The sequence below is a fragment of the Streptomyces sp. RKND-216 genome (assembly GCF_004795255.1).
GTDB classification, from domain to species: domain Bacteria; phylum Actinomycetota; class Actinomycetes; order Streptomycetales; family Streptomycetaceae; genus Streptomyces; species Streptomyces hazeniae.
The window spans coordinates 817,815-842,154 of the sequence record NZ_SSBQ01000002.1 but is presented as its reverse complement, the minus strand read 5'-3'; the positions used below and the strand labels follow the sequence as shown (position 1 = coordinate 842,154).

The window sequence follows — 24,340 nt, the reverse complement described above, 5'->3', positions numbered from 1 at the left end:
CACAGGTAGAGACGGCCGCTCCGCGGAAAACTCATCGCCTGCCGGGAGGAAGCGCTGCGGCACGCACGGAAGCACGGCCGAGAAGCCCCTCCGACCTGCGCATGCGCCGAGTGAGAAGGAAATGAGCCGGAAAGGAGACCTGCCGCTCACCATCGCAGTGCCACCGCCCCACATCACGCGGAGACCACTGCGGAGGAGCACACCATGCAGGAGCCACAGGACAGACCCGTCGGCCACCCCGGCACGGACGCCCGCCCCGACACGAACGTCACCTCGCGCATCGACCGCCGGCTCTTCCTGGGCGGAGTCGGCGCGGCCACCACCGCCGCGATGCTGGCGAACACCTCGGGGACCGCCTACGCCGCCGAGGAGCCCGCGTTCGCCCCGCTGCCGGCCGAGATGCAGCCCCCGGCCTCGGCGTCGCTGATGGCGCTGAAGACGTTCAGCAGGATCGACGGCACGCCCGTCTACTACTGGCGCGGCAACCGCGGGAACACCACCCTGCGCGACTGGCGCTGCACCCCCGCCTTCTACGACCGCCTGGTGGTGTGGATCCGCGACCTGCGCCGGCTGTCCGAGGACGGCGGCTTCGGCAACGTCAAGTTCCTCGTCTCGGCGGGGTTCTACGTCAACCGCAGCGGCCAGCACGGCAACGGCACCGCGATGGACCTGGACCTGGTCCGCTGGGGCGGCGGACGCCAGTCGTCCCCGCTGGACGGCCACCACGCCGGCGACCGCACCCGCCGCCGCCGCTACCTGGCGGTCGACGCCACCTGCCGCCGCCGCTTCCGGTACGTGCTCGACGGCTGGTACAACGCCGACCACCGCGACCACATCCACGCCGACTTCGGCGGGCTGCCCACCAAGTGCTCCAAGGGCTCCAGCAGCGACACCAAGTTCGTGCAGGCCATGTCCAACAACTTCATGGGCGCGGGCATCGCGGTGGACGGCATCTGGGGACCGCAGACGGAGAAGTGGTTCAACCGTGCGCGCAACCGGCTGAGCATCGAGGGCAACCCGCACGCCAGCATCGACTCCTGGCGGACGATGCTCGCGCGCGTCGCCCGGCACGGCTTCCGCAACGAGGCGTTCTGACCCAGCCCGGCACGGCACGGGAGGCGCCCCCACCCGTGCCGTGCCCGCGCCCCCGGCGGGCACCGGCGCCGTCAGACGGCCTCCTCCGCGAGCGGCGGCAGGCGCCGCACGTGCTCCGGCAGCCGCAGGCACGCGGGCGTCAGCCCCAGCCCGTGCAGCACCCGCCGGTACGCCCCGGCATGGTTTTCGGCGCCGGCTACGTCGCCGGCCAGCCGCAGGGTCACGGCGAGCCGCGCCTCGGTGCGGGCCACCTCCACCGGTGCCGCCATCCGCCCGAACACCGCCGACGCCTCCCGCAGCCGGTCCCGCGCGGCCGACGCCTCGCCCGCGCCGATCGCCGCGTCCGCCAGGCTCCGCAGCACCAGCGCCGTGCCCGACCGCTCGCGGTTCCGCCGCAGCGTCGCCAGCGCCGCCTCCAGGCGTTCCCGGGCCCGGGCCCAGTCCCGCGCGGCCAGATCCACCTGGCCGCGCACCCGTTCCACGTGCGCCGCGCCGACCTCGTCGCCGATGCCGGACACGATCCGGGCGGCCTCGGTCAGCGACTCCAGCGCCCCGGCGGTCTCGCCCCGGTCCGCCAGCGCCTCCGCGAACCGCAGCAGCACCACCACCCGGGTACGGTCCGCCGCCTCGTGCCGGTGCAGGGCCCGCCGGTAGTGGCCGGTCGCCGCGCCCGCGTCACCCAGGTCCGCGAGGGCGTTGGCCAGCCCGGTGCGGGCGTACACCTGGGCGCGGTCCGACAGTCCGAGGCGTTCCGCGTCCCGCGCGGAACTCTCGTAGTACGCCGCCGCGTCCGCCAGCCGTCCCTGGAGCGCCGTCGCGCGTCCCACCTGCCACGCCGCGTCGGCGACCACCTCCGGGTCGCCGAGGTCGGTGGCCACCTCCCAGCAGCGGCGGGCCGCCTCGCCCAGCTCGGCGTACCGGTCCTGCTGGAACATCGCCCAGCACAGCGCGAAATGGAGCCGGGACAGCCGCCGGTCCCCGGCGGGCTCCCCGCCCCAGGCGTCGATGGCCGCTCGCAGCGCGGCCTCCCGCTCCGCCTCGTGGAAGCGGATGATCAGGTAGCCGTCGAGCTGCAGGGCCAGGTCCGTGGCGAGGGCGGGCAGCCGCAGCCGGCAGGCGAGGCGTACCGCGTCGGCCAGGTTCGCCCGCTCGGCGGCGAACCAGTCCGCCGGATGCTCCCGCGCCGCCGCGGACGCCTCGGCGGGCAGCGCTTCGCCGCCGGTGGCGACCGCGTCGAGCACCCCGCCGTGCCCGAGCTGCCCGGCCGCCCGGGAGGCCAGCAGCAGCCAGTGGCGCAGCACCCGCCCGACGGCCGCCTCCCGTTCGGCGGGCGGGTCCTCGGCCACGGCGCGTTCGTACGCGAAGTCGTGCACCAGGTCGTGCAGCCGGAACCGCGGCTGTCCGGCCGCGTCCGTCCCCGCCGTCCGCAGCAGGTGCCGGTCGACGAGCTGGTCGGGCAGCAGGTCGTCGTCCGCGAAGTCCGGGCCGGCCAGCGCGCCCACCACCCACCCCGGCACGCTCTGCGCCGCCAGCAGCCCCAGGCGGCGCAGCGCCGTCCGGAGCACCGGAGGCAGCGCCCGGTAGCTCAGCGCGATGCCCGCCCGTACGTCCAGGTCGCCCGTGCTCAGCTGGTCCAGCCGCTGACGGTGTCCGGCCAGCCGGTCACGGAACCGGCCCAGCGTCCAGTCCCGGCGCGACGCGAGCCGTGCGCCCGCGATGCGCAGCGCCAGCGGCAGGTGCCCGCACAGCTCCGCCACGTCCCTGGCGGCATCCGGCTCCCCCGCCACGCGTTCGGGCCCCACCAGGCGGGCCAGCAGAGCCCGCGAGTCCGCCGGGTCCAGGGTGCCGACATCGAGCGCGACGGCGTCGTCCAGCGCGGTGAGACGGCGCCGCGAAGTCACCAGGACCGCGCAGCCCGGCGTGCCGGGCAGCAGCGGCCGCACCTGCGCCTCGTCCCGCGCGTCGTCCAGCACAAGCAGCACCCGTCGTCCGGCCAGGCGGGTGCGGAGGGCGGCGGTCCGTTCGCCAGCGCCCGCCGGGACGTCCTGCCCGTCCACGCCCAGTCCGCGCAGGAAGGCGGCGGCCACCTCGTGCGGGTCCGCGGGCTCCGGCTGCGCGCCGCGCAGGTCGGCGTAGAGCTGGCCGTCCGGGAACTCCTCGTCCAGCACGTGCCCGGTACGCAGCGCCAGCGCGGTCTTCCCGGCGCCGCCCTGGCCGCTCAGCACGACGACGGGCACGGTGCCGTCCTCCCGCAACGCCTGCCGGGCGTACGCCAGCAGCTCCTCGCGGCCGGACAACACCCCGGGCGCGGGCGGCAGTTGGCGCGGCGGCGTACCGGCAAGCGCCTCGGCCCGCCGCGTGGCGGGCTCCGGTCCGTCCGGCCGTCGCGCAGGGGGCTGCGGCGCAGGCGAGGAGCGGGTCCGCACGCCCGTCTCCGGTCCGGCGCCCGCGCCCGGTACGACGGCCGCGCCGCGCAGCACCTCCTGGTGCAGCTCCCGCAGCTGCACGCCCGGTTCGACCCCGAGGTCCTCCTCCAGCCGCCGGTACGCCCGCCGGTAGGTGGCGAGGGCGTCGGCGGTCCGGCCCATCGCGGCGAGGGCGAGCATCTGACGCCGGTACAGGTCCTCCCGGTGCGGGTGGTCCGAGAGCAGCGGGCCGACGGTGGCGAGGACCTGTGCGTACCGGCCGAGGTCGAGTTGTGCGTCGGCCAGACCCTCCAGGGCGCGGTGGCGTTCCTCGTCCAGGTCGCGCCGGGCGGCCTCCGCGAAGGGTTCGGTGCACCCTCCCAGCGCGGTGCCCCGCCAGCAGTCCAGGGCGGCGGCGAACTGCTCGGCGGCGTCGGCCGCTTCGCCGATGGCGGCGGCCTTGCGTCCGGCCGTGCTCGCCGCCCGGAACTCCAGCAGGTCCACCGGATGAGTTCCCGGGACGAGCAGGTAGCCGCCGTCGGCGGTCCGCAGCATCGCGCCGCGCGGGTCGGAGAGGTGCTGCCGCAGTCTGCTGACCAGGTTGTAGACCTGGGCGCGTGCACTGCCGGGCGGGTCCGTCCACAGCAGGTCGACGAGCCGGGCGGGCGTGAAGACGCGTCCGGGGTGCAGCAGGAGCAGCCCGAGCAGGGACCGTTCACGACCGGAGCGGAGCCGCTGTCTGGCCCCGTCGCGCCGGATCTCCACCGGCCCCAGGATGCCGAAGCGCACGAAGTCCCCCTTCACGCCCTCGCGCCGCCCGCCTTCGTGTCACGTCGGCGGCAGCGGTCCACTTCCCCCCTCTGCGGACATGTACACGCCGAGGTGTGGGCGTTCCGGGGGACTCCCGGGACGAACGGACTACGGCAGGCGGGCCGCGACCTGCGCTGTGAAGGCTGCCCAGGCGTCGCCGGAGACCGTCAGGGCGGGGAGATCCGTGTCCTTGGAGTCCCGCACGAGAACGGCGGACTCCGCTGCGGCGACCTCCACGCAGTTTCCGCCGCCACCGCCGCTGTAGCTGCTCTTGAACCAGGCCGGTCCCGTGGTGCTCATAGCGCTCCTCGCATCTGCGTCAGCAGGCTCGCGGTCGCCCTTCGGCTCAGAGCCTGGGAGCGCAGTGTCCCATAGCGGCTGAGCATGGCACTTGTGGATTTCGGGTCGGTCACCAGCATGCTGTTGTCGTGCGCTTCGACGTACCCCACCCACCTGTTGTCAGGAGTCTCGGCGAGGTACATCGGCCCCTCGAATCCCGAGTGGTCCTCCTGCCGCAACGGCATCACGGAGATCTCCACGTTGCGGCGGGAGCCCATGTGCAGGAGGTGGTCGAGGAGCGCTCGTGTGACCTCGGGCCCACCGAAGCCACGGGCCAGCAGCGCTTCCTCGATGACGAAGCAGAACGTGGTGTTGGGGCGCTCGGTCAGGAGCTGCTGCCGGGCCAGGCGGGCGGCCACCTGATTCTCCGACTGCTCGTCGGTGAGGGGTGGAAGCCGCCGCGCGAAGATCTCCCGGATGTACTTCTCCGGCTGGAGCATGCCCGGCACGACACCGCACTCGTACGCGTAGAGGGACACCGCCTCCTCCTCGATGGCGGCCCAGTGCTGGAACCACGAGGCCAGTCCCACTCGGCGGGTGAGGCTGCGCGCCGCGGCAGCGAGGACCCGGGCGGCGAGGGGGCCGAGCACGTCCTCCGAGCGCTCCACCAACTCCCTCGGCGGGAAGCGCTTTCCCTGCTCGATCTTCGCGATGTAGGCGGAGGAGTAGCTGACCCGCGGCGCGAACTCCTCCTGGGTGAGGCGCGCTTCGTCGCGCAGCGCCTTCAGCACCGCGCCGAAGGTCCTGAGGCTGTCCGACAGCTCCGACGCACTGGTGGTGCAGTGGTCGATCGTCCCCATCGCGGCCCCGCCTCTCCGTGCCCTGCCCGGTACTCCGTCAACCCACTCCGGAGTCCCATGGTTACGGCACGTCATCGACAGGGTCCAGTCGCGCCACTGGTACAGCGTCAGCTGTATGGGCGCCGTCCCGGTGGACCTCCCGGTGTGCCGGGCCCGGCCGCAGGACGTGAGGGCCTGCGGCCGGGCGGCGGTCACCTGCCTGCTTGCAGGGCGCCCCAGGTCCCGCTGCCGACGATCCCGTCGACCCCGAGCCCGCGGCTGCTCTGGTAGTCGCGGACCGCGTCGTCGGTGTTCGGCCCGAAGGCGCCGTCGGCATCCACGGTGCGTCCGAGCGCGGCCGTCAGCGCGCGCTGCAGCCGTTCCACCGCCGCGCCACTGTCGCCCTGCCGCAGGACGGGCTTGCTGCCTGCGGAGAGGAGCGCGGTCCAGGTCTTGGAGCCGACCACGCCGTCGACGGACAGGCTCCGGCTCTGCTGGAAGGCCCGCACGGCACTCTCGGTGTTGGGCCCGAAGGCGCCGTCGACGGCGCCCGCGTCGAATCCGTTCGTGTTCAGCAGGTGCTGGGCGGCGCTCACCTGCGGGCCGCTGGAGCCGTCGCGCAGGGTGCTGTAGGAGGGGAAGCTCAGCTGAGGGGTGCCTCCGCCGCCGTCGGTCCACAGGTAGGTGACGGTGACCCAGCCGTTGTTGTTGAGGCCGACGTTGTAGAAGGTGCCGTCGGCGAGGTCGATGCCCGCCGGGTTGGCGACCTGGCGGCCGAACTCGTCGGCGCCGCCGTTGTAGTTGTCCTGGTAGGCGGCCTGCGCCTCGGGCTTGCCCTGGGGCAGGTCCTTCCACATCTCCCGCACGGAGGACGGGTTCCAGTAGTCGTCCTTGGTGTTCCACGGGCCGACGTCCCACACCGGCGCCGTCTCGCAGCGCGCCGGGCCGCACACCCGCACCGAGTACTCGTGGCTGCCCTTCGGCGACAGACCCCGCCGCGAGGGCAGCGCCACGAAGTGGTCGTTGGGCTGGATGACATGACCGTTGGCCGTGGTGTGCCCCACCAGACCCTCACGGGTCGCGAACACCGTCGCGGAGAACGCCGCAGCCGCCCGCGGCCGCTCCTTCGCCCGCTCCGAGGCCGGCACCGCCTCCGCCGACAGCCGCAACTCCTCCACCACCGGGCTCACCCCACCGCCGGCCACCCCGAACAGGGTCACCCGCGCCTGCACCGAGGACGCCGCACGCGGCAGCAGCGCCGGCGCACCGGCCGCCGCCTCCCGCCACTCCGTCCACACGCCGCCCGCGCCGCGCCCGCGCACATCGACCGCGACCCGCGTGCCCTGCGGCGTCCGCGCCTCCAGATCCACCGACACCCGGTGCACCGCACGGCCCAGGTCGCGCACGGGCAGCACCGCCGCACCCTGCGCGCCCTCACCCCCGGCCGACGCCGGACGCACCCCCTCCGCACGCAACCGCAACGCACCGTCCGCGAAACGCACGCCCACGTCGTCACCGCCCCGCACACCCAACTCCGCACGCCAGGAGACCCCCTGGCCCGGAGCCTTCCCCGCAGAGCTCGCGTCGGACGCGGTGGCCGCTCCGGAACCGGTGGTCACGCCGAGGGCGACCAGGAGTGCCAGGGCGCCTGTCAGGACCGGACGTCTGCGTCGTCTCCCACGCATACGTGTTCTCCTTCCGTGAGGTCTCGTCCACTCCCGCCGGGTGGACCGGGGGAGTCGACCGGGATGAGCCCCGCAAGGAAAGCACGTAGGCATGTACGCGACAACCAGGAGATGCGCTGAACCGCGGTGAGGCGCGCTTCTGTACGCAGTGGCTCCGTGCGAGGCTGGCGGAGTGTTGACCGATGACGTGCTGGGACGGACCTCCGCGATCGGCCCCTACTTCGCCATCGGCACCGGGCCGCGGGCGGACGCCGCTGGCTTCCTGCCGCTCGCCCGGCTGTACGCCGATCCGGTGCTCCTGGCCGAAGCAGTGGCCGACGTGGGGCGGCGGATGGGCACCGGTGACGTCCGGGTCTCGGCCTCCACCCTGCATCTCGGGCTGGCGTCCCGGCTGTGGTCGGTCGCGCTGGGCACGGCCGCGCTCGCCGGCCGGGTGCCCGACCTGTCCCCCGAACGCCTCTGGTGGCGGGCCGTGCCCTCCGGGCCGCTCGCGCTGTGGCTTGTGGACCCGGTCGCCGCCGTCCCGGGCGACCCCGCCGACACGCTCCACGAAATCGTGGTGGAGGGCCACCTCGCGCCGCTCGCCGACGAGATGCGGCGCGTCTTCCGGCTCTCCCCCCAGGTCCTGTGGGGCAACGCGGCCTCGGCGCTCGTGGGCACGCTGCGCGTGCTCCACGCGCAGCTGCCGCACCCGGACTTCCCTCCGCTGACCTGGGCGCGGGCGCTGCTGGACCGCGAGCCGCTCGCCGGGACGGGCCGGCTCGCCACCCGCGGCGGCGAGGTGGTGGCGTTCCGCCGCCGCAGCTGCTGCCTGTACTACCGCGTCGGCGGAAGCACCTGCGGCGACTGCGTGCTCGACCGCTCCACCGCGTAAGCCCGGGTGCCCTGGGGTGCCCGGGGGTCGTGGACGGAATCCCGCCGGGGCCCTCCGGCGACGGCGCTTCTGGACAAGAGGGTCGAACCGGCTGCATGCTCCACAGCGCCGCGACGATCCGGAAGGCGGAAACGTGCGGCACCCCCGGATTCCTCGGTCCGTTTAGGTGAGGCTAGCCTTATCTGCGTGAAAGCTGGTGAAGAGACCCCCGAGGCCCCGTCCGTCCGCGGTCACGCGCTGTCGGCCGCGGACCTGACCGTCGCCTACGACGCCGTCGACGTCGTGCACGACGCGTCGGTCGCTCTGCCGCTCGGCGAGGTCACCGTCCTGGTCGGCCCGAACGGCAGCGGGAAGTCGACGCTGCTGCGGACCCTCGCCCGCCTGCAGCGGCCCCGGCAGGGCACGCTCACCATCGACGCCGACACCGACGGCTTCGCGCTGAGCCCCCGCGAGTTCTCCCGGCAGGTGGCCCTGCTCACCCAGGGCCGCGCCGCGCCCAGCGGCCTGTCGGTACGGGACGTCGTGGAGTTCGGCCGCTACCCGTACCGGGGGCGCTGGGGCAGGGCCGACCCGCGCGGCCGGGCGGCCGTGGACCGGGCCCTCCGGCTGACCGGCGTCGAGGAACTCGCCGAACGAGGCGCCGAACACCTCTCCGGAGGACAGCTCCAGCGCGTCTGGCTCGCCGGCTGCCTCGCCCAGGAGACCGGCGTCCTCCTGCTCGACGAACCGACGACCTACCTCGACCTGCGCTATCAGGTCGAACTCCTCGACCTCATCCGCGACCTCGCGGACGTCCACGACATCGCCGTCGGCGTCGTCCTGCACGACCTCGACCAGGCGGCCGCGGTCGCCGACCGGATCGTGCTGCTCCACGAGGGACGGATCGTCGCGGACGGACCCCCCGAGGACGTCCTGACCCCCGAACGCCTCACGGAGACCTACGGCATCCGCGTCGAGGTCGCCGCGGACCCCCTGACCGGCCACCTGCGCACCCGTGCCGTCGGCCGCCACCACACCCGAAGCGAAAGGCTCACCACACCCTCATGAGACGCCTCCTCCTCGCCGCGGCGGCGGCCACCGCCGCCCTCACCCTGACCGCCTGCGGCACCACCGAGCCCGCCGCCGACGACGCGAAGAAGTCCGGCGAGTCCCTCGTCCTCACCGACGCCCAGGGCAAGAAGGTCATCCTCGACGGCCCCGCCGAACGCGTGGTCGGCACCGAGTGGAACGTCGTCGAGCACCTCGTCTCCCTGGGCATCGACCCGGTTGGCGTTGCCGACGTCAAGGGCTACAACACCTGGGACACCGTCGTCCCGCTGGAGAACGACCCCAAGGACGTCGGCGTCCGCGGCGAGCCCAGCATGGACGGAATCGCCTCGCTCAAGCCGGACCTCATCGTCGCCACCACCGACCTCCAGCCGTCCGCGGTCAAGCAGCTGCGCGAGGTCGCGCCCGTCCTGACGGTGCGCTCCGCCGACGCCTCCGGTCAGATCGACCGGATGACTCGGAACCTCGACCTCATCGCCAAGGCCACCGGCACCACCGACAAGGCCGACACGCTCAAGGCCGACTTCGAGGCGAAGATCGCCGAGGGGAGGAAGGCGCTGGACGAGGCCGGACTCGGCGGCGCGTCCTTCGCCTTCGCCGACGGCTACGTGACCTCCAACCAGGTCTCCGTCCGGCCGTTCACCTCCCGCTCCCTCATCGGCGAGGTCAACGAGAAGGTCGGCCTGGAGAACGCCTGGAGGATGAAGGGCGACGAGGCCTACGGACTCGGGGCCACCGACGTCGAAGGGCTCACCACGCTCGGCGACGACGTGCACTTCGCCCACATCGGCAGCGACGGCGACGAGGCCAGCACGCCCTTCACCGACGAACTCGCCGACAACGCCGTCTGGAAGGCCCTGCCGTTCGTGAAGGCCGGCAACGTGCACCGGCTGCCCGACGGCATCTGGATGTTCGGCGGCACCGAGTCGATGGAGGCGTACATCGACGCCCTCGTCGAGGCGCTGACGAAGTAGCAGCATGGCCGTCACCGCAACCCCTCCCGCCACCCGCACGCCCCCCGGCGACTCGAAGACCCGGCGTACGGGCACGGCCGCGGTGACGGCCGCGCTGGTCCTGACCCTCGCCACCCTCGCGCTCGCCGACCTCACGCAGGGCACCGCCGCGGTCGGCCCGGCCGAAGTCTGGAAGGCGCTCACCGGCCGTGCCGAACCCGGCGACGCCTCCGTCGTCATCGCCTCCCGGCTGCCCCGGATGACCGCCGGCCTGCTCGTCGGCGCCGCCCTCGGCGCGGCGGGCGCCGCCCTCCAGGCGATCAGCCGCAACGTGCTCGCCTCACCCGACACCCTCGCCGTCAACGCGGGCTCCTACCTCGCGCTCGGCGTGGCCGCCGCCACCGGCCTCACGCTGCCGCTGTTCGCCTCCTCCGGGGTCGCCTTCGCCGGCGGACTCCTGGCCGCCACCGTCGTCCTCGGCCTGTCCGGCCTCGGCGCCGGCACCGTGCGGCTCGTCCTCGCGGGCAGCGCCCTCACCCTCGGCCTCATCGCCCTCACCGAGGCGCTGCTCCTGCTCTTCCCCGAGCAGACCGCCGGCCTGTACGCGTGGAACCAGGGCAGCATCGCCCAGAACGGCTTCGACGGCGTGGTGCAGATGGTGCCGCTCGTCCTTGTCGGCCTCGCCGGGCTGCTGCTGCTCAGCCGCCGCATCGACGCCCTCTCCCTCGGCGACGACGCCGCGCGCGGCCTCGGCGTCCCCGTCCGTGCCACCCGCGTCACGACGGTGGTGCTCGCGGTGCTGCTGGCCGCCGCCTCCGTCACCCTGGCCGGAGCCATCGGCTTCGTCGGCCTGTGCGCCCCCGCACTGGTCCGCCTCCTCGGGCGCCGGTTCCGCTCGTTCAACCGGCCGTGGACGAGCATGCCGGTCGCCGGACTGGTCGGCGGCGTGCTGGTGCTCGGCTCGGACGTGGCGCTGCGCGCGGCCGTGCCGGGCGACCTCGCCGTCGCCGTCCCCACCGGCATCGTCACCAGCCTCCTCGGCGCCGCCTTTCTCGTCGTGATGGCGACGCGCGGCCGCGACACCGGCGGTGCCACCGAGGTCGACCGGCTCCGCATCCGCAGCCGCACCGCCTTCCTGGCCACCACGACCGCCGCGGTGGTGGTGCTCGTCGGCGTGACGCTCGCCGCAGTCCTGCTCGGCGACAGCAAGCTGCTGCTGGGCGACGTCGCCAACTGGCTGCAGTCCAACGCCGGCCGGACCCTCACCTTCGTCCTCGACACCCGCGTGCCGCGGGTCCTGGCGGCCCTCCTCGCGGGCGCCGCCCTCGCCCTGTCGGGCACCCTCGTCCAGGCCGTGACCCGCAACCCCCTCGCCGAGCCGGGCGTGCTGGGCGTCTCCGGCGGTGCCGCGCTGGGTGCGGTGGCCCTGGTGACCACGCTGCCCATGGCCGGTTCGTGGAGCGTCGCCGGTGCGGCGTTCGCCGGGGCCGCGCTCACCGCCGCCGTCGTGTTCGGGCTCTCCGCCCGGGGCGGGTTCCAGCAGAACCGGCTCGTCCTCGTCGGCATGGGCTGCGCGATCGGCACCGCCGCCCTCGTCGCCCTGCTCATCGTCCTCACCGACCCCTTCAACGCCGTCAAGGCGCTGACCTGGCTGTCGGGCTCCACCTACGGCCGCACCTTCCCCGACGTGCTGCCGCTCGCCGTCGTGCTCGCCGTGGGGGCGGCCGTCGCCGTGTCCCGGCGCACCGAACTCGACCTCGTCTCCCTCGACGAGGACACCCCGCGGCTGCTCGGACTCGGCCTGGCCCGGGGGAGGTTCGGCTTCCTGGCGCTCGGCGTCCTGCTCGCCGCCACGGCGGTGGCGGCGGCGGGCACGATCGGCTTCGTCGGCCTCGTCGCCCCGCACGCCGCCCGCGCCCTCGTCGGACGGCAGCACGTGCGGGTCGTGCCGGTCGCGGTCGTCCTCGGAGCCACCCTGGTCTGCATCGCCGACCTGCTGGGCCGGACCGTCATCGCCCCCGCCCAGCTCGGCGCCGGGCTCATGACGGCCGCCGTCGGCACCCCGTACTTCCTCTACCTCCTCGCCCGCAGCCGCCGGTAGGACACCGAAACGGCAGGGCGGGCGCCTCACCGCGGCCGGGTGGCGAAGCCTCCGCCCGGCCCCGGCCCCGGCCCCGGCCCCGGCCCCGGCTCCGGCCCCGGCGCGAGGACGCCGGCACCGTCGGCGAGCGCGTCCACGACGGCGTCCGCCGCCGCCTCGGCCGGCACCCCCGCGGGAAGCGCAGGCGGCGTTCCGGCGACCGCACGTCCTGCGAAACCGGTGTCCAGGTGGGGCAGCCGCGCGTCGAGGACCTGGACGCCGCGGCGCCGTTCCTCCGTCCGCACGGCCGTCAGCCAGTGGCTCAGCGCCGCCTTCGCCGCCCCGTAGTCCGCCATGGACGGTTGCGCACGCTCGACCAGGACCCCGCTCACCGCGCCGATCGCGCCACCCCGGCCGAGCAGGGGCAGCGCGGCACGCAGGACGGCGAGGGGACACAGCGCGTTGACCGTGAACAGGTGCTCGGCCACCGCGTCCTCCGTCTCCGCGGCGGTGCCGAAGCCCGCCACACCCGGCAGCGCCAGTACGGCGTCCAGTCCGCCGAGTTCCTCCGCGGCCCACGACGGCAGGGCGCCGCAGCCGGAGAGGTCGTAGGCGTCGAACGTACGGGACGGGGGTGGTCCGCCACCGTCAGGTGAGAGGGCACCCGTGACCCCGGCGAGCCGGTGCGGGTTCCGGCCCGCGACGGCGAGCCGCGCGCCGCGCCCGTGCAGCGCGGTACACACGGCAGTGCCCAGCACACCGGTCGCACCGGCCACCAGAACGCGTGCCCCGTCCACTCGCACGGCCGTCCTCCCTCCCGCTCACAGGGCCAGGACCAGCCTGGCGATGAAGAACCCCGCCACGAGCAGGCAGAAGACCGCGATCACGACGAGCGGTGCCGCCGCCCAGCCACGTGTCGGGTTGTACGTCTCACGCGGCCCGGTGTCGAGCGTGCCGCCCTCGGTGGGCGGCGTGTCGCCCTGCCGCATCTCACCCCGGGGCGACAGGCCGGGCGTGTTCTCCGGGTCCGGGTCGGCGCTCTCCGACCCGTCGCTGTGGCTCACCGCTTCGCCTGCCCTGCCACCGCACACCTCTCCCGGCTCGTCCGTGACCTGGCGGAACGCCGCGCTCCGCCGCTCGTCCCAGTCGACCACCCCTCACGGGCGTCCGCACGGCGGTCCGGTGCGGCCCGGTCCGCCGGTCGGGTGCAACGCGCCGCCCCGCCGGGCAGGTCACGCCCGGACCGGCGGGCCGTCCGGCCAGCCTGGGGCGCATGGTCCCGCCGCCCCTCGCCCGCCCCGCCGCCGTGGCACGTCCCGGTCGTGCACCCCGGCGTGCACCCGGCCGCTCACCCGGTCGGGTGGGGGCCCTGGTGCCCTGACCCGTCCTCGGGGAACAGGCGTCCAGGCCGTGGACGGAGCGCGACGACGACGAAAAGGGCGAGGTGCCGTGGCTGCCGGACGCAGGGCGAGAACCAGGGCGGCGCAGCGGGCGGATCGCCTCGACAGGGCCGTGACCGCGCTCGACAGCAGATTGCCGGTCACCGAGGGCGGTGGACTGCTGCGGAAGGCCTTCCCCGAGCACTGGTCGTTCCTGCTGGGCGAAATCGCCCTCTACAGCTTCGGCGTCCTCCTGCTCACCGGCGTCTACCTGACGCTGTTCTTCGAGCCCAGCCTGGAGGAGGTGGTCTACGACGGGTCCTACGCCCCGCTGCAAGGCGTGCGGATGACGGCCGCCTACTCCTCCACCCTCGACATCAGCTTCGACGTGCGCGGCGGACTGCTGATCCGCCAGACCCACCACTGGGCGGCGCTCGTCTTCGTCGCCGCGATCGGCGCCCACATGCTGCGCGTCTTCTTCACGGGCGCCTTCCGGCGGCCGCGAGAGGTGAACTGGATCATCGGGCTCACGCTGTTCGTTCTGGCGATCTTCGAGGGGTTCGCCGGCTACTCCCTGCCCGACGACCTGCTCTCCGGAACCGGCCTGCGGGTCGCCCAGGGAATCGCGCTGTCCCTCCCCGTCGTCGGCACGTACGTCGCGCTGTTCCTGTTCGGCGGCCAGTATCCCGGGGAGGAGATCATCCAGCGCCTCTACAGCGTCCACATCCTGCTGGTGCCCGGCCTGCTGCTGGCACTGGTCACCGTCCACCTGATCCTGGTCTTCCACCTCAAGCACACGCAGTGGGCGACCCGCGGCCACACCAACCGCAACGCCGTCGGCATCCCGATGTTCCCCCAGTTCGCGGTGCGTTCGGCCTCACTGTTCCTGCTGGTCTCCGGCGTGCTGGTGGCGATGGGGGCGCTCGCCCAGGTCAACCCGATCTGGGCGTACGGCCCCAACGTGCCTTCCCAGGTGAGCAACGGTTCCCAGCCCGACTGGTACATCGGCTTCCTCATCGGCGGCCTGCGCCTGATGCCGCCCTGGGAGACCAACCTGGCCGGGCACACCGTGTCCTGGAACGTCTTCGTCCCCGGCCTCGTCCTGCCCGGACTGCTGTTCACCCTGCTCTACGCCTGGCCGTTCCTCGAACGCTGGCTGACCGGCGACCGCGGCGAGCACCACCTGTGCGACCGGCCGCGCCACCAGCCCACCCGCACCGGGCTCGGCGTCGCCGGGTTCACCTTCTACGCCGTCCTCCTCGTCGCCGGCGGGGACGACATCCTTGCCTACGTATTCGGCACCTCCGTGAACACGATGCGCCAGGTCGAACGCGTCGCCCTGATCGTGGCGCCGGTGCTCGCCTTCCTGGTCACCAAACGGCTCTGCACCGCGCTGCAGGACCGGGAGCGCCACCTGCTGGCCGACGGGATCGAGGGCGGCGGCGTCAGCCAGACCGTCGAGGGCGGCTTCACGTCCCGCCACCTGCCCCTGCCTGCCGACCGCGTGTACCGCATCCTCGTCCGGTCCGGCACGGCCCCGCTGACCCCCGGCACCTTGCACACCGCTCCCGGCCGTCCGCCGCGCCGGGTCCGGGCCCGGGCGGCGCTGAGCCGCTGGTTCCACGGCGGGCAGGCCGAGCCCTGCGTCACCGAGGGCCGCCGCAAGCAGATCGAACGCGCGGCCGCGGGCCCGTCCGACCGCCCCACGGACCAGGACAGCTGACCCGGCGTCGCCGGGCGGCGTGCCGAGTCCCGGCACGCCGCCCGGCCCCGGAGCCGTGCGGACCGGTCAGGACGAGGACAGCTCCCCGCGGACCGTGCGAGCTGCGGACACGAGACTCTCCAGGGAGGCCCGGGTCTCCGGCCAGCCGCGGGTCTTCAGGCCGCAGTCCGGGTTGACCCACAGCCGTTCGGCCGGGATCGCCTTGAGGCCCTTGCGCAGCAGCGAGGCGGCCTCCTCGGCGGAGGGGACGCGGGGCGAGTGGATGTCGTAGACCCCCGGCCCCGCCTCGCGCGGGTAGCCGTGCGCGGCCAGTTCACGGGCGACCTGCATGTGGGAGCGGGCGGCCTCCAGGCTGATGACGTCGGCATCGAGGTCGTCGATGGCCTGGACGATGTCGCCGAACTCCGCGTAGCACATGTGCGTGTGGATCTGGGTGTCCGGCCGCACGCCGCTCGTGGTGAGCCGGAACGTCTCCGTGGCCCACGCCAGGTACGCCTCCCGGTCGCCGGTGCGCAGCGGCAGGGTCTCCCGCAGCGCGGGCTCGTCGACCTGGATGACGGCGCTGCCGGAGGCCTCCAGGTCGCACACCTCGTCGCGCAGCGCGAGGGCCACCTGCCGGGCGGTGTCGGCACGCGGCTGGTCGTCGCGGACGAACGACCAGGCGAGCATGGTGACGGGGCCGGTGAGCATGCCCTTGACGGGACGGCCGGTGAGCGACTGGGCGTACTCCGTCCAGCGCACCGTCATCGGCGCCGGGCGGGAGATGTCCCCGGCGAGGATCGGCGGCCGGACGTAGCGCGTGCCGTAGGACTGCACCCAGCCGTGCTGCGTGGCGAGGTAGCCGGTCAGCTGTTCGGCGAAGTACTGCACCATGTCGTTGCGTTCGGCCTCGCCGTGCACCAGGACGTCCAGGCCCGCCTTCTCCTGGAAGGTGACGACCTCCTGGATCTCGGCCCGGACGCGGTCCTCGTAGCCGGCGGCGTCGAGGCGCCCGGCACGCAGGTCGGCGCGGGCGGCGCGCAGTGCGCCGGTCTGCGGGAAGGACCCGATGGTGGTGACGGGCAGCAGCGGCAGACCGAGCCGGGTGCGCTGGGCCGCCGCCCGGTCGGGATACGCGTGCGAGCGCCGGGAGTCGGCCTCGGTGACGGCCGCGGTGCGGTCCCGGACGGCCGGATCACGGGTGAGCGCCGAGCCGGCGCGGGAGGCCAGGTCGGCGCGGTTCGCCGCGAGTTCCGTGGCGATCGTGTCGGTGCCGTCGGCCAGGCCCCTGGCGAGCGTGAGTACCTCCGCGGTCTTCTGCCGCGCGAAGGCCAGCCAGCGCAGGATCTGCGGGTCGATGTCCCGTTCCGGAGCCGTGTCCAGGGGGACGTGCAGCAGGGAGCAGGAGGGGGCGACGTCGACCCGGTCCGCGAAGCCCAGGAGGGTCCCGAGGGTGGTCAGCGACTTCCCCAGGTCGTTCACCCAGATGTTGCGGCCGTCCACGACACCGGCGACCAGGCGCTTGCCGGGGAGCCCGCCCACTTCGGCGAGTGCGTCGAGGTTGCCGGCGCCGGCGCCGGTGAAGTCCAGGGCCAGGCCCTCGACGGGCGCGTTCGCGAGCACCGGCAGGGCCTCGCCGAGACGGTCGAAGTAGCTCGCGACGAGCAGCTGGGGACGGTCCGCGAGACCGCCGAGCTCACGGTAGGCGCGTGCGGCCGCGTTCAGCTCGGCCGGGGTGCGGTCCTGGACGAGCGCGGGCTCGTCCAGCTGCACCCACGCGGCACCGGCCGCCCGCAGGTCGGCCAGGACCTCCGCGTACACCGGCAGCAGCCGGTCGAGGAGGGTCAGCGGGTCGAAGTCCGCGGCGACGCCGGGGGCGGGCTTGGCCAGCAGCAGGTAGGTCACGGGGCCGACGAGGACCGGACGTGCGCTCAGGCCCAGGGCCAGCGCTTCCCTCAGCTCGGCGACCTGTTTGCCGGAGTCCGCGGCGAAGGCGGTGTCCGGGCCCAGCTCGGCGACCAGGTAGTGGTAGTTGGTGTCGAACCACTTGGTCATCTCCAGCGGCGCGACGTCCTGTGTGCCGCGCGCCATGGCGAAGTAGCCGTCGAGGGGATCGGCGGCGACGGCCTCACGGTGCCGCTCGGGGACGGCGCCGACCATGACGCTGGTGTCCAGCACGTGGTCGTAGAGAGAGAAGTCTCCCGTCGGCACCTCGTGGATGCCGGCTGCGGCCAGCTGCCGCCAGTTGGCGGCGCGCAGTTCGGCGGCCGTGCCACGGAGGGCGTCCGCGGTGACGCGGCCCTTCCAGTAGCCTTCGACGGCCTTCTTGAGTTCACGGTTCGGACCCTGGCGCGGGTAGCCGTACACGGTGGCCCGTGCTGCCGCGGCTGCGGACTTCGATGTCACGGAGTTCTCCTTCGCGAGACGTCCCTATGAGTCCCGGAGGGGACGAGGGTGCGAAGGTGACGGACCGGACGGAGACGACCCCGCGCGGCACGGCGCGGTCGTCCGCCTGGTATGTACGCCGACCCGCCCTCGAGGTCACCGGGATGTCCGTGCGCGGTTCGGCCGTGCACGGGCAGTGGCAGGTCTTCGGACTCGCGGGCGCGTCCCGTCAGGACACCTACAGGCCGTCGCTTCCCAGGTCCGTTGCCGGGCCCAGTGCGTGTGACGGCGGTCGTTCCCGCTCACCGCTGCGGGGCAGTCCCGGATTCCCACCGGGTTCCCTCTTGCGACGCGTCCCGCCTGGCGGACGGGGGCGAACCAGCTGCTCCTGCCGAGCCTACGCGCCCGCCGCGGGGACCGCCGATCACGTCCACGATGTGGAGGGTGACGTGGGACACGCGTCGGCGGGCAGGACCCGTGCCGCCCGAGCGCACGACGGCGCGACCCGCCGCCTTCCGTGTCGGGCCCGGGACCCCTCGTGACCCCTCGGCTACGCGACGACCTGCGGATTCCCAAAGGGTGGGAAGACGGTTGTCGGGCCGTGACACGTGTTGCAGGGTCTGGCGCATGTTCGACCCGGAAGACCTCGACGCGGACCTCTCCGTGACCGGCCACGTGGTGACCTCCCAGCGGGAGTACCCACGCGGCGAGGTCCGGGTGCGCGACGGACGCGTCCTGGCCGTGCGCGAGACGCCGAGCGACGCGCCCGCCGCCGAGCGCGTCGACGCGGGCGGGGCGTACGTCCTGCCGGGCGTCGTCGACCCGCACGTGCACTGCCTCAGCCATGCGGGGGAGGGTATCGAGGCCGCGACCCGCTCCGCGGCCGCGGGCGGCGTCACGACGCTGCTGGAGATGCCGTTCGACGAGGCCGGGCCGGTCTGGTCGGTGGACGCCTTCCGCGACAAGCGGGCGGCGGTGCTGCGCGAGGCGCACGTCGATGTCGGAATGTACGCGACCGTCGAGCCCGGCGGGCAGGGCATCGCCGAGATCCCGAAGCTCGCGGCCGAGGGCGCGGCCTGCTTCAAGCTGTCCACCTTCCAGACCGACCCCCGGCGCTTCCCCCGGACTCCGGACGGGGAGATGCTCGACGCGTTCGTCGAGATCGCCCGGACCGGACTCCGGGTCTGCGTCCACGCCGAGAACGACGAGATCGTGCAGCGGAACCTGGGGCGGCTGCGGGCGTCCGGCGCCTCGGGGCCGCTGCTGCACGGGGTCTCCCGGCCGCCGGTCGCCGAGACGGCCGCCGTGGCGGCCGTGCTCGAGTTCGCCCGGGCCTCCGGCGTGCACCTGCACTTCTGCCACGTCAGCACGCCGCACGCCGTCGACCTGGTGCAGTGGCACCGACGCACGGGCACCTCGGTCACCACCGAGGTCTGCCCGCACTATCTGACCCTGACCGAGCAGGACATGGTCCGCGGCGGCGCTCGGCTGAAGTACAACCCGCCGCTGCGCACCCCGGCGGAGACCGACGGGCTCTGGCACCGGCTCCGCAGCGGCGCGCTCGACATGGTGGCCTCGGACCACGCCCCGTGGCCGCTCGCCCTCAAACAGCGCGACCACGTCCTCGACAACGCCTCCGGCGGGCCGGGAGTGGAGACGCTGCTGCCGCTGGTGGCCGACGCGGCCCTGCACGAGCGCCGGATGACGCCCCGTGAGCTGGTGCGCAGCCTCTCCACGCGGGCGGCACACGCCTTCGGCCTCGGGGACCGCAAGGGCGACCTGCGGCCTGGGCTGGACGGCGACCTGGTGATCCTCGACCCGGACGCGGAGTGGACGGTGGACGGCTCCCGGCTGCGGTCGAACGCCGGCTGGAGCCCCTTCGACGGCATGCGGGCCCGCGGCAGGGTGCGGTGCACCGTCTCCCGCGGCGAGGTGATCTGGGACGGCGACTCCGTACGCTCCGCGGCGGGACGTGGACGCTTCCTCGCCCCGGCGCCCTTCCCCGCACCACCGGAAGAGGGCGGCTGATGCCCGGCGAACCGCGTTCCTCCTCGTTCGCGAGAGGGCTGAACGTCCTCGCCGCCGTCGTCGACGGCGGGCCGCAACGTGCCGACGAGGTGGCCGCGCGCACCGGGCTCTCCACCAGCTCCGTCTACCGGTTCGTCCGCAGGCTCGTCGACGACGGATTCCTGGAGGCCGACGGGCACGGAACGTACCGCGTCGGCCCGCGGCTGTCCCGTCTCCAGGACGGCCCGGGCACCGGCCAGACCCTCCGCTCCCTGGCCCTCCCCTTCCTGCGCGACCTGGTGACCGAGACCTCCGAGACCGTGCTGCTCACGGTGCCCGCCGGCCTCTCGGCGCTGGTCGTGGAGAGCCTCGACTCCCCGCACTCCATGCGCCTGTCCTTCGCGCCCGGGACGCTGCGGCCACTCCACGCCGGAGCCTCCGCGAAGGCCCTGCTCGCCTTCGCGCCGCAGGACGTGATCGACCGGGTCCTCGGCGGGCGCCTGGAGCGGTTCACACCCGGTACGCCGGCCAAGGCCACGCTGCGCACGCAGCTGGCCCGGATCCGCGAGCAGGGCTATGTCGTCAGCCGTGGCGAGGTCGACCCGCACGCCGTGGCCATCGGCGTACCCGTCCTGCCGCAGGGGCGGCTGGCCTGCGCCCTCAGCATCGCCGGGCCGGAGCACCGTTTCGACGGGAACCGCGCGCACACCGAGGTCCGGGCCCTCACCGCCGCCGCCCGCGCCTTCGCGTCCCGGATCGAGCAATCGGCCCGGACGCTCCCCGCACCTCCGTACAGCACCACCTGAAAGGCCCCTTCATGTCCCACGGACCGGTCCCCGCAGTCCCCGCCTGCTCGGTGGAGCGGCTGCGCGCCGACTTCGATCGCCTCGCGGAGTTCCACGACCCCGAACGGCCGGGATGGACGCGCGGCGCGTTCTCCCCGTTCTACGCGGCCTCCCGCGACTGGATGGCCTCCCGCATGAGTGCGGCGGGCCTGACGGTACGCCGGGACGCGGTCGACAACCTCATCGGCACCCTCCCCGGAGCGCGCACCGACGCTCCCGCACTCGTCACCGGCTCGCACACCGACACCGTCGAGGGCGGCGGACGCTTCGACGGCATCATCGGTGTGCTCGGGGCCCTCGAAGCCGTACGGACCCTCGCCGACGCGGGCATCGCCCTGGAACACGAGCTGCGGGTCGTCGACTTCTTCAACGAGGAGCCGAACCAGTTCGGTCTCAGCTGCGTGGGAAGCCGTGCCCTGGTCGGCGAGGTGACGCGGAAGCACCTGGACCTGGACGACGGTGCGGGGGAGACGCTGCGCGACGCCCTCGCCCGGGTGGGCGGTTCGCCTGATGACCTGCCGGAAGCCCGGTGGTCCGGTGACGACGTCGCCGCGTTCCTCGAACTGCACATCGAACAGGGGCCGGTGCTGGAACACGAAGGGCTGCCGGTGGCCGTGGTGAGCGCCATCGCGGGCATCGACCGCTACCGGGTCGAGTTCACCGGGCGGCCGGACCACGCGGGCGCCACCCCGATGGACTATCGCTACGACGCCTCCTGCGCGGCGGCGGAGACCGTTCTGGCCGTGGAGCGGCTCGCTGCCGACGAGGGCACCGGCGTCGCCACCACCGGGCGGATCGAGATCGAGCCCGGCGCGCCGAACGTCGTCCCGGGGCGCGCCCGCCTGTGGGTCGAGTTCCGGTCCGGGGAACGGGAGTGGCTGGACGACTGCGGCCGGGGGCTTCACGAGGCGGCACGGGCCGCCGCGGAGCGACGCGGCGTCCAGGCGGACGTCCACAGCCTCTCCGCCTCCGACCCGGTCGCCGCCGACACGCGGATACGGGAACTCCTCGAGCGGGGCAACACGCGCCTGGGCCTGCCGCATCGCACGATGTTCTCCGGCGCCGGGCACGACGCCGCACACATGGCCCGGCTGGCGCCCATGGGCATGCTGTTCGTCCCCTCCCACGGCGGCCGCAGCCACTGCCCCGAGGAGTGGACCGACCTCGAACAGGTAGCGACGGGAGCCCGTGCTCTGGCACAGGGCCTCGTCGAAGTCGACCGCGCACGACGCCGCGACGCGGCACCCGGAGAGGACGGCACCGTCCTCTGACCCCCGCTCAGCGGACCCGGTGTCTCCCGGAAACACCGTCCCCGAGGGTCCGCTCATCCGAAAGTGAAGGTTCCCATGCCGCTCACCTTGAGAAGTCGCGCCAACGATGTCTCCAGCAGGATGCTCGGCGGCATCGAACGGGTCGGCAACAAACTCCCCCACCCGTTCATCCTGTTCGTCTATCTCGCCCTCCTCGTCATCGTCGCCTCCGGTGTGACGAGCCTGTTCGACGTCACCGTGGAGAACCCGGAGAGCGGCGAGACCGAGCCTGTCCGCAGCCTGCTCACGGGTGACGGCCTCGTCTACATGCTGACGTCGGCGCTCGACAACTTCGTGCAGTTCCCGCCGCTGGGCCTGGTGGTGGTCATGATGCTCGGCATCGGCCTCGCCCAGCAGGTCGGACTGATCGAGTCGGCCGTCAAACGGGTGATCCTGGCCGCGCCGCCCCGCCTGGTGACGGCCGCCGTCGTCCTCACCGGCATTTGCGGAAACCTCGCGTCCGACGCGGCCTTCATCGTCATCCCGCCGCTGGCGGCGCTCGTCTTCCGCGCCGTGGGCCGGCATCCGCTGGCGGGGCTTGCCGCCGGGTTCACCGCGGCCGGCGCCGGATTCTCGGCGAACTTCTTCGTCGCCGGCACCGACGTTCTGCTGTCCGGGCTCTCCACCGAGGCCGCCGGCATCGTGGACTCCGGGGCCGAGGTGTCCCCGGTCGCGAACTGGTACTTCATGGTCGCCTCGGTCGTGGTCCTCACCCTCATCGGCGTGTTCGTCACCGAGAAGATCGTGGAACCCCGTCTGGGCACCTACCGGGGCGAGGACGAGGAGGACGACGCCGCAGCCCTGGAACGGTCCCAGGTGACTCCCGAGCAGCGCCGGGGCCTGCGCAACGCCCTGCTGGCGATCGGTGCCTACCTGCTCTTCGTCGTCGCGTGCGTGATTCCCTCCTCCTCGCCGCTGCGGGGCGAGGGCGGCTCGCTGGTCGAGTCGCCGCTCCTGGACGGCATCGTCCCGCTGCTCTTCCTGCTGTTCGTGGTGGGGGCGGTGGCCTACGGTGTCACCGTCAACGCGCTGCGCAGCAGCGGCGACGTGCCCAGGTACATGGCGGAGGCCGCGAAGAACCTCGGCGGCTTCCTCGTCCTGATCTTCGCCGCAGCGCAGGCCATCGCCTACTTCGAGTGGAGCCGGCTCGGCCTGTGGGTCGCCGTCAACGGCGCCGAGCTGATGGAGAGCCTGGACGTCTCGGGTGTGGGCGGGCTCGTCGGCTTCAGCCTGATCACCCTCGTGCTGAGCCTTCTCATCGCGAGCGGTTCCGGGCTGTGGGCCATCGAAGCGCCCATCTTCGTACCGATGTTCATGCTGCAGGACGTCAACCCGGCCTACGTGCAGCTCGCCTACCGCATAGCCGACTCGTCGACGAACTGCATCGTCCCGCTGAGCCCGTACGTCGCGATCATGCTCGGCTTCATCCAGCAGTACGACAGGCGGGCGGGCCTGGGAACCCTCTTCGCGCTGGTCCTGCCGTACACCGTGGCGTTCTACGTCGGCTGGATGCTGCTGTTCGTGGCCTGGCTGCTCCTCGGCATACCCATCGGTCCCGGCGAGGCGCTCCACCTGTCCTGACCCGCGGCTCCCGGGGCTCCGGCCGCAAACCGGAGCCCCGGCCGGGGTCAGCTCCGGCCGTCGTCGGCGGCGCCCTGCGACGGGGCCGCGCGGAACGCGTCGAGGATGTGCTCGGCCGCCCGGGTCGCCGTCAGGTCGCCGTCCCTGACCTGCTGTTCCAGGGCGGGGGAGAGGCGCCGGACCTCGGGGTCGGCATGGAGGCGGCCGAGGAGTTCGTCGCGGACCATCGCCCAGGTCCAGTCGACCTGCTGGTCGCGGCGCTTCCCCGCAAGGCGGCCGGACGCCTCCAGCCGGGACCGGTGCTCCTCCAGGCGTTCCCAGACGGTGTCCAGGCCGGTCGACTCCCGGGCGCTGCAACTGAGCACGGGCGGCGTCCAGAACGCGTCCTTGCCGTGCATCAGCCGCAGTGCGCCCGCCAGTTCGCGCCCGGCGGCGCGGGCTTCGCGTTCGTGCGGGCCGTCCGCCTTGTTGACGGCGATGACGTCGGCGAGTTCCAGGACGCCCTTCTTGATGCCCTGCAGCTGGTCGCCGGTACGGGCCAGTGTGAGCAGCAGGAACGAGTCGACCATGTTCGCGACCGCGGTCTCCGACTGGCCGACCCCGACCGTCTCCACCAGCACCACGTCGTAGCCGGCTGCCTCCATCACCACGAGCGACTCGCGGCTCGCCCTGGCCACCCCGCCGAGCGTGCCGGCGGTGGGGGAGGGGCGGACGAAGGCCGCCGGGTCGACGGCGAGCCGTTCCATGCGGGTCTTGTCGCCGAGGATGGAGCCCCCCGTGCGGCTGGACGAGGGGTCGACCGCCAGGACCGCCACCCGGTGCCCGAGCGAGGTGAGCATCGTGCCGAACGCGTCGATGAACGTCGACTTGCCCACGCCCGGTACGCCGCTGACGCCGATCCGACGCGCCCGGCCGCTGTGCGGCAGGAGTTCGGTCAGCAGCTCCTGCGCGAGCGCGCGGTGCTGCGGGCGCGTGGACTCCACGAGCGTGATGGCGCGCGCGACGACGGCCCGCTTCCCCGCGAGGACGCCCTTGACGTACGTGTCGAGGTCGATGGCCATGGG

18 protein-coding genes and 1 riboswitch are annotated in these 24,340 nt (G+C 73.7%); of the genes, 10 read left to right on the top strand and 8 right to left on the bottom strand.

Going from position 1 to position 24,340, the window contains the following annotated elements:
* Positions 1-204 precede the first annotated feature (204 nt).
* Positions 205-1,095, top strand: coding sequence for an extensin family protein (locus E4198_RS03825; protein ID WP_136181901.1), 891 nt, complete (start codon positions 205-207; stop codon positions 1,093-1,095).
* 71 nt (positions 1,096-1,166) lie between these two features.
* Here E4198_RS03825 and E4198_RS03820 read toward each other — a convergent pair whose 3' ends face one another.
* The 4 genes from E4198_RS03820 to E4198_RS03805 form a co-directional block, all read right to left on the bottom strand.
* Positions 1,167-4,304 carry an AfsR/SARP family transcriptional regulator gene (locus E4198_RS03820; protein ID WP_136181900.1) on the bottom strand — a complete coding sequence of 1,046 codons (3,138 nt, stop codon included), beginning with the start codon at positions 4,302-4,304 and terminating at the stop codon, positions 1,167-1,169.
* A gap of 114 nt (positions 4,305-4,418) precedes the next feature.
* Positions 4,419-4,610: a DUF397 domain-containing protein gene (locus E4198_RS03815; RefSeq protein ID WP_136181899.1), complete on the bottom strand. Its 192-nt coding sequence runs from the start codon at positions 4,608-4,610 to the stop codon at positions 4,419-4,421.
* Positions 4,607-5,449 carry a helix-turn-helix transcriptional regulator gene (locus tag E4198_RS03810; RefSeq protein ID WP_136181898.1) on the bottom strand — a complete coding sequence of 281 codons (843 nt, stop codon included), beginning with the start codon at positions 5,447-5,449 and terminating at the stop codon, positions 4,607-4,609. The genes E4198_RS03815 and E4198_RS03810 overlap by 4 nt, the downstream gene beginning before the upstream one ends.
* Before the next feature lie 191 nt (positions 5,450-5,640).
* The gene (locus tag E4198_RS03805) at positions 5,641-7,113 is read right to left on the bottom strand and encodes a peptidoglycan-binding protein (protein ID WP_136181897.1); all 1,473 of its coding nucleotides are present in this window, start codon (positions 7,111-7,113) and stop codon (positions 5,641-5,643) included.
* Between the two features lie 172 nt (positions 7,114-7,285).
* Here E4198_RS03805 and E4198_RS03800 point away from each other — a divergent pair, with 172 nt between their 5' ends.
* From E4198_RS03800 to E4198_RS03785, 4 genes are all read left to right on the top strand, one after another.
* Positions 7,286-7,987 carry a (2Fe-2S)-binding protein gene (locus E4198_RS03800; protein WP_136181896.1) on the top strand — a complete coding sequence of 234 codons (702 nt, stop codon included), beginning with the start codon at positions 7,286-7,288 and terminating at the stop codon, positions 7,985-7,987.
* 186 nt (positions 7,988-8,173) lie between these two features.
* Positions 8,174-9,034: an ABC transporter ATP-binding protein gene (locus E4198_RS03795; RefSeq protein ID WP_136181895.1), complete on the top strand. Its 861-nt coding sequence runs from the start codon at positions 8,174-8,176 to the stop codon at positions 9,032-9,034.
* Positions 9,031-10,008: an iron-siderophore ABC transporter substrate-binding protein gene (locus E4198_RS03790; protein ID WP_136181894.1), complete on the top strand. Its 978-nt coding sequence runs from the start codon at positions 9,031-9,033 to the stop codon at positions 10,006-10,008. The genes E4198_RS03795 and E4198_RS03790 overlap by 4 nt, the downstream gene beginning before the upstream one ends.
* Positions 10,009-10,012: 4 nt before the next feature.
* Entirely contained in the window at positions 10,013-12,088 is a 2,076-nt protein-coding gene (locus E4198_RS03785) for an iron ABC transporter permease (protein WP_136181893.1), read from the top strand.
* Between the two features lie 26 nt (positions 12,089-12,114).
* Here the strand turns inward: E4198_RS03785 and E4198_RS03780 are convergent, their stop codons facing one another.
* Both E4198_RS03780 and E4198_RS03775 read right to left on the bottom strand, forming a co-directional pair.
* Entirely contained in the window at positions 12,115-12,870 is a 756-nt protein-coding gene (locus E4198_RS03780; RefSeq protein ID WP_136181892.1) for an SDR family oxidoreductase, read from the bottom strand.
* Positions 12,871-12,888: 18 nt separating this feature from the next.
* Positions 12,889-13,131, bottom strand: a complete 243-nt coding sequence (locus tag E4198_RS03775) for a DUF6480 family protein (RefSeq protein ID WP_136181891.1) — start codon at positions 13,129-13,131, stop codon at positions 12,889-12,891.
* 448 nt (positions 13,132-13,579) lie between these two features.
* On the opposite strand from E4198_RS03775, the gene E4198_RS03770 reads away from it, so the two are divergent.
* Positions 13,580-15,169, top strand: coding sequence for a ubiquinol-cytochrome c reductase cytochrome b subunit (locus E4198_RS03770; RefSeq protein WP_136181890.1), 1,590 nt, complete (start codon positions 13,580-13,582; stop codon positions 15,167-15,169).
* Between the two features lie 66 nt (positions 15,170-15,235).
* On the opposite strand, the gene metE is transcribed toward E4198_RS03770, so the two are convergent.
* Positions 15,236-17,554, bottom strand: coding sequence for a 5-methyltetrahydropteroyltriglutamate--homocysteine S-methyltransferase (metE, locus tag E4198_RS03765; RefSeq protein WP_136181889.1), 2,319 nt, complete (start codon positions 17,552-17,554; stop codon positions 15,236-15,238).
* 180 nt (positions 17,555-17,734) lie between these two features.
* Positions 17,735-17,879: riboswitch (cobalamin riboswitch) on the bottom strand.
* A 281-nt stretch (positions 17,880-18,160) separates the two neighbouring features.
* On the opposite strand from metE, the gene E4198_RS03760 reads away from it, so the two are divergent.
* The 4 genes from E4198_RS03760 (at position 18,161) to E4198_RS03745 (ending at position 23,276) form a co-directional block, all read left to right on the top strand.
* The gene (locus E4198_RS03760; RefSeq protein ID WP_168711362.1) at positions 18,161-19,561 is read left to right on the top strand and encodes a dihydroorotase family protein; all 1,401 of its coding nucleotides are present in this window, start codon (positions 18,161-18,163) and stop codon (positions 19,559-19,561) included.
* On the top strand, positions 19,561-20,346 hold the full coding sequence (locus E4198_RS03755; RefSeq protein WP_136181887.1) for an IclR family transcriptional regulator: 786 nt from the start codon (positions 19,561-19,563) through the stop codon (positions 20,344-20,346). Before E4198_RS03760 ends, E4198_RS03755 begins: the two co-directional genes overlap by 1 nt.
* Positions 20,347-20,357: 11 nt before the next feature.
* On the top strand, positions 20,358-21,656 hold the full coding sequence (locus E4198_RS03750) for a M20 family metallo-hydrolase (protein WP_136181886.1): 1,299 nt from the start codon (positions 20,358-20,360) through the stop codon (positions 21,654-21,656).
* 75 nt (positions 21,657-21,731) lie between these two features.
* On the top strand, positions 21,732-23,276 hold the full coding sequence (locus tag E4198_RS03745; protein ID WP_136181885.1) for an AbgT family transporter: 1,545 nt from the start codon (positions 21,732-21,734) through the stop codon (positions 23,274-23,276).
* Positions 23,277-23,323: 47 nt separating this feature from the next.
* Here E4198_RS03745 and meaB read toward each other — a convergent pair whose 3' ends face one another.
* Complete coding sequence (gene meaB, locus E4198_RS03740) at positions 23,324-24,337, bottom strand: methylmalonyl Co-A mutase-associated GTPase MeaB (RefSeq protein WP_136181884.1); 1,014 nt, start codon at positions 24,335-24,337, stop codon at positions 23,324-23,326.
* Positions 24,338-24,340 lie beyond the last annotated feature (3 nt).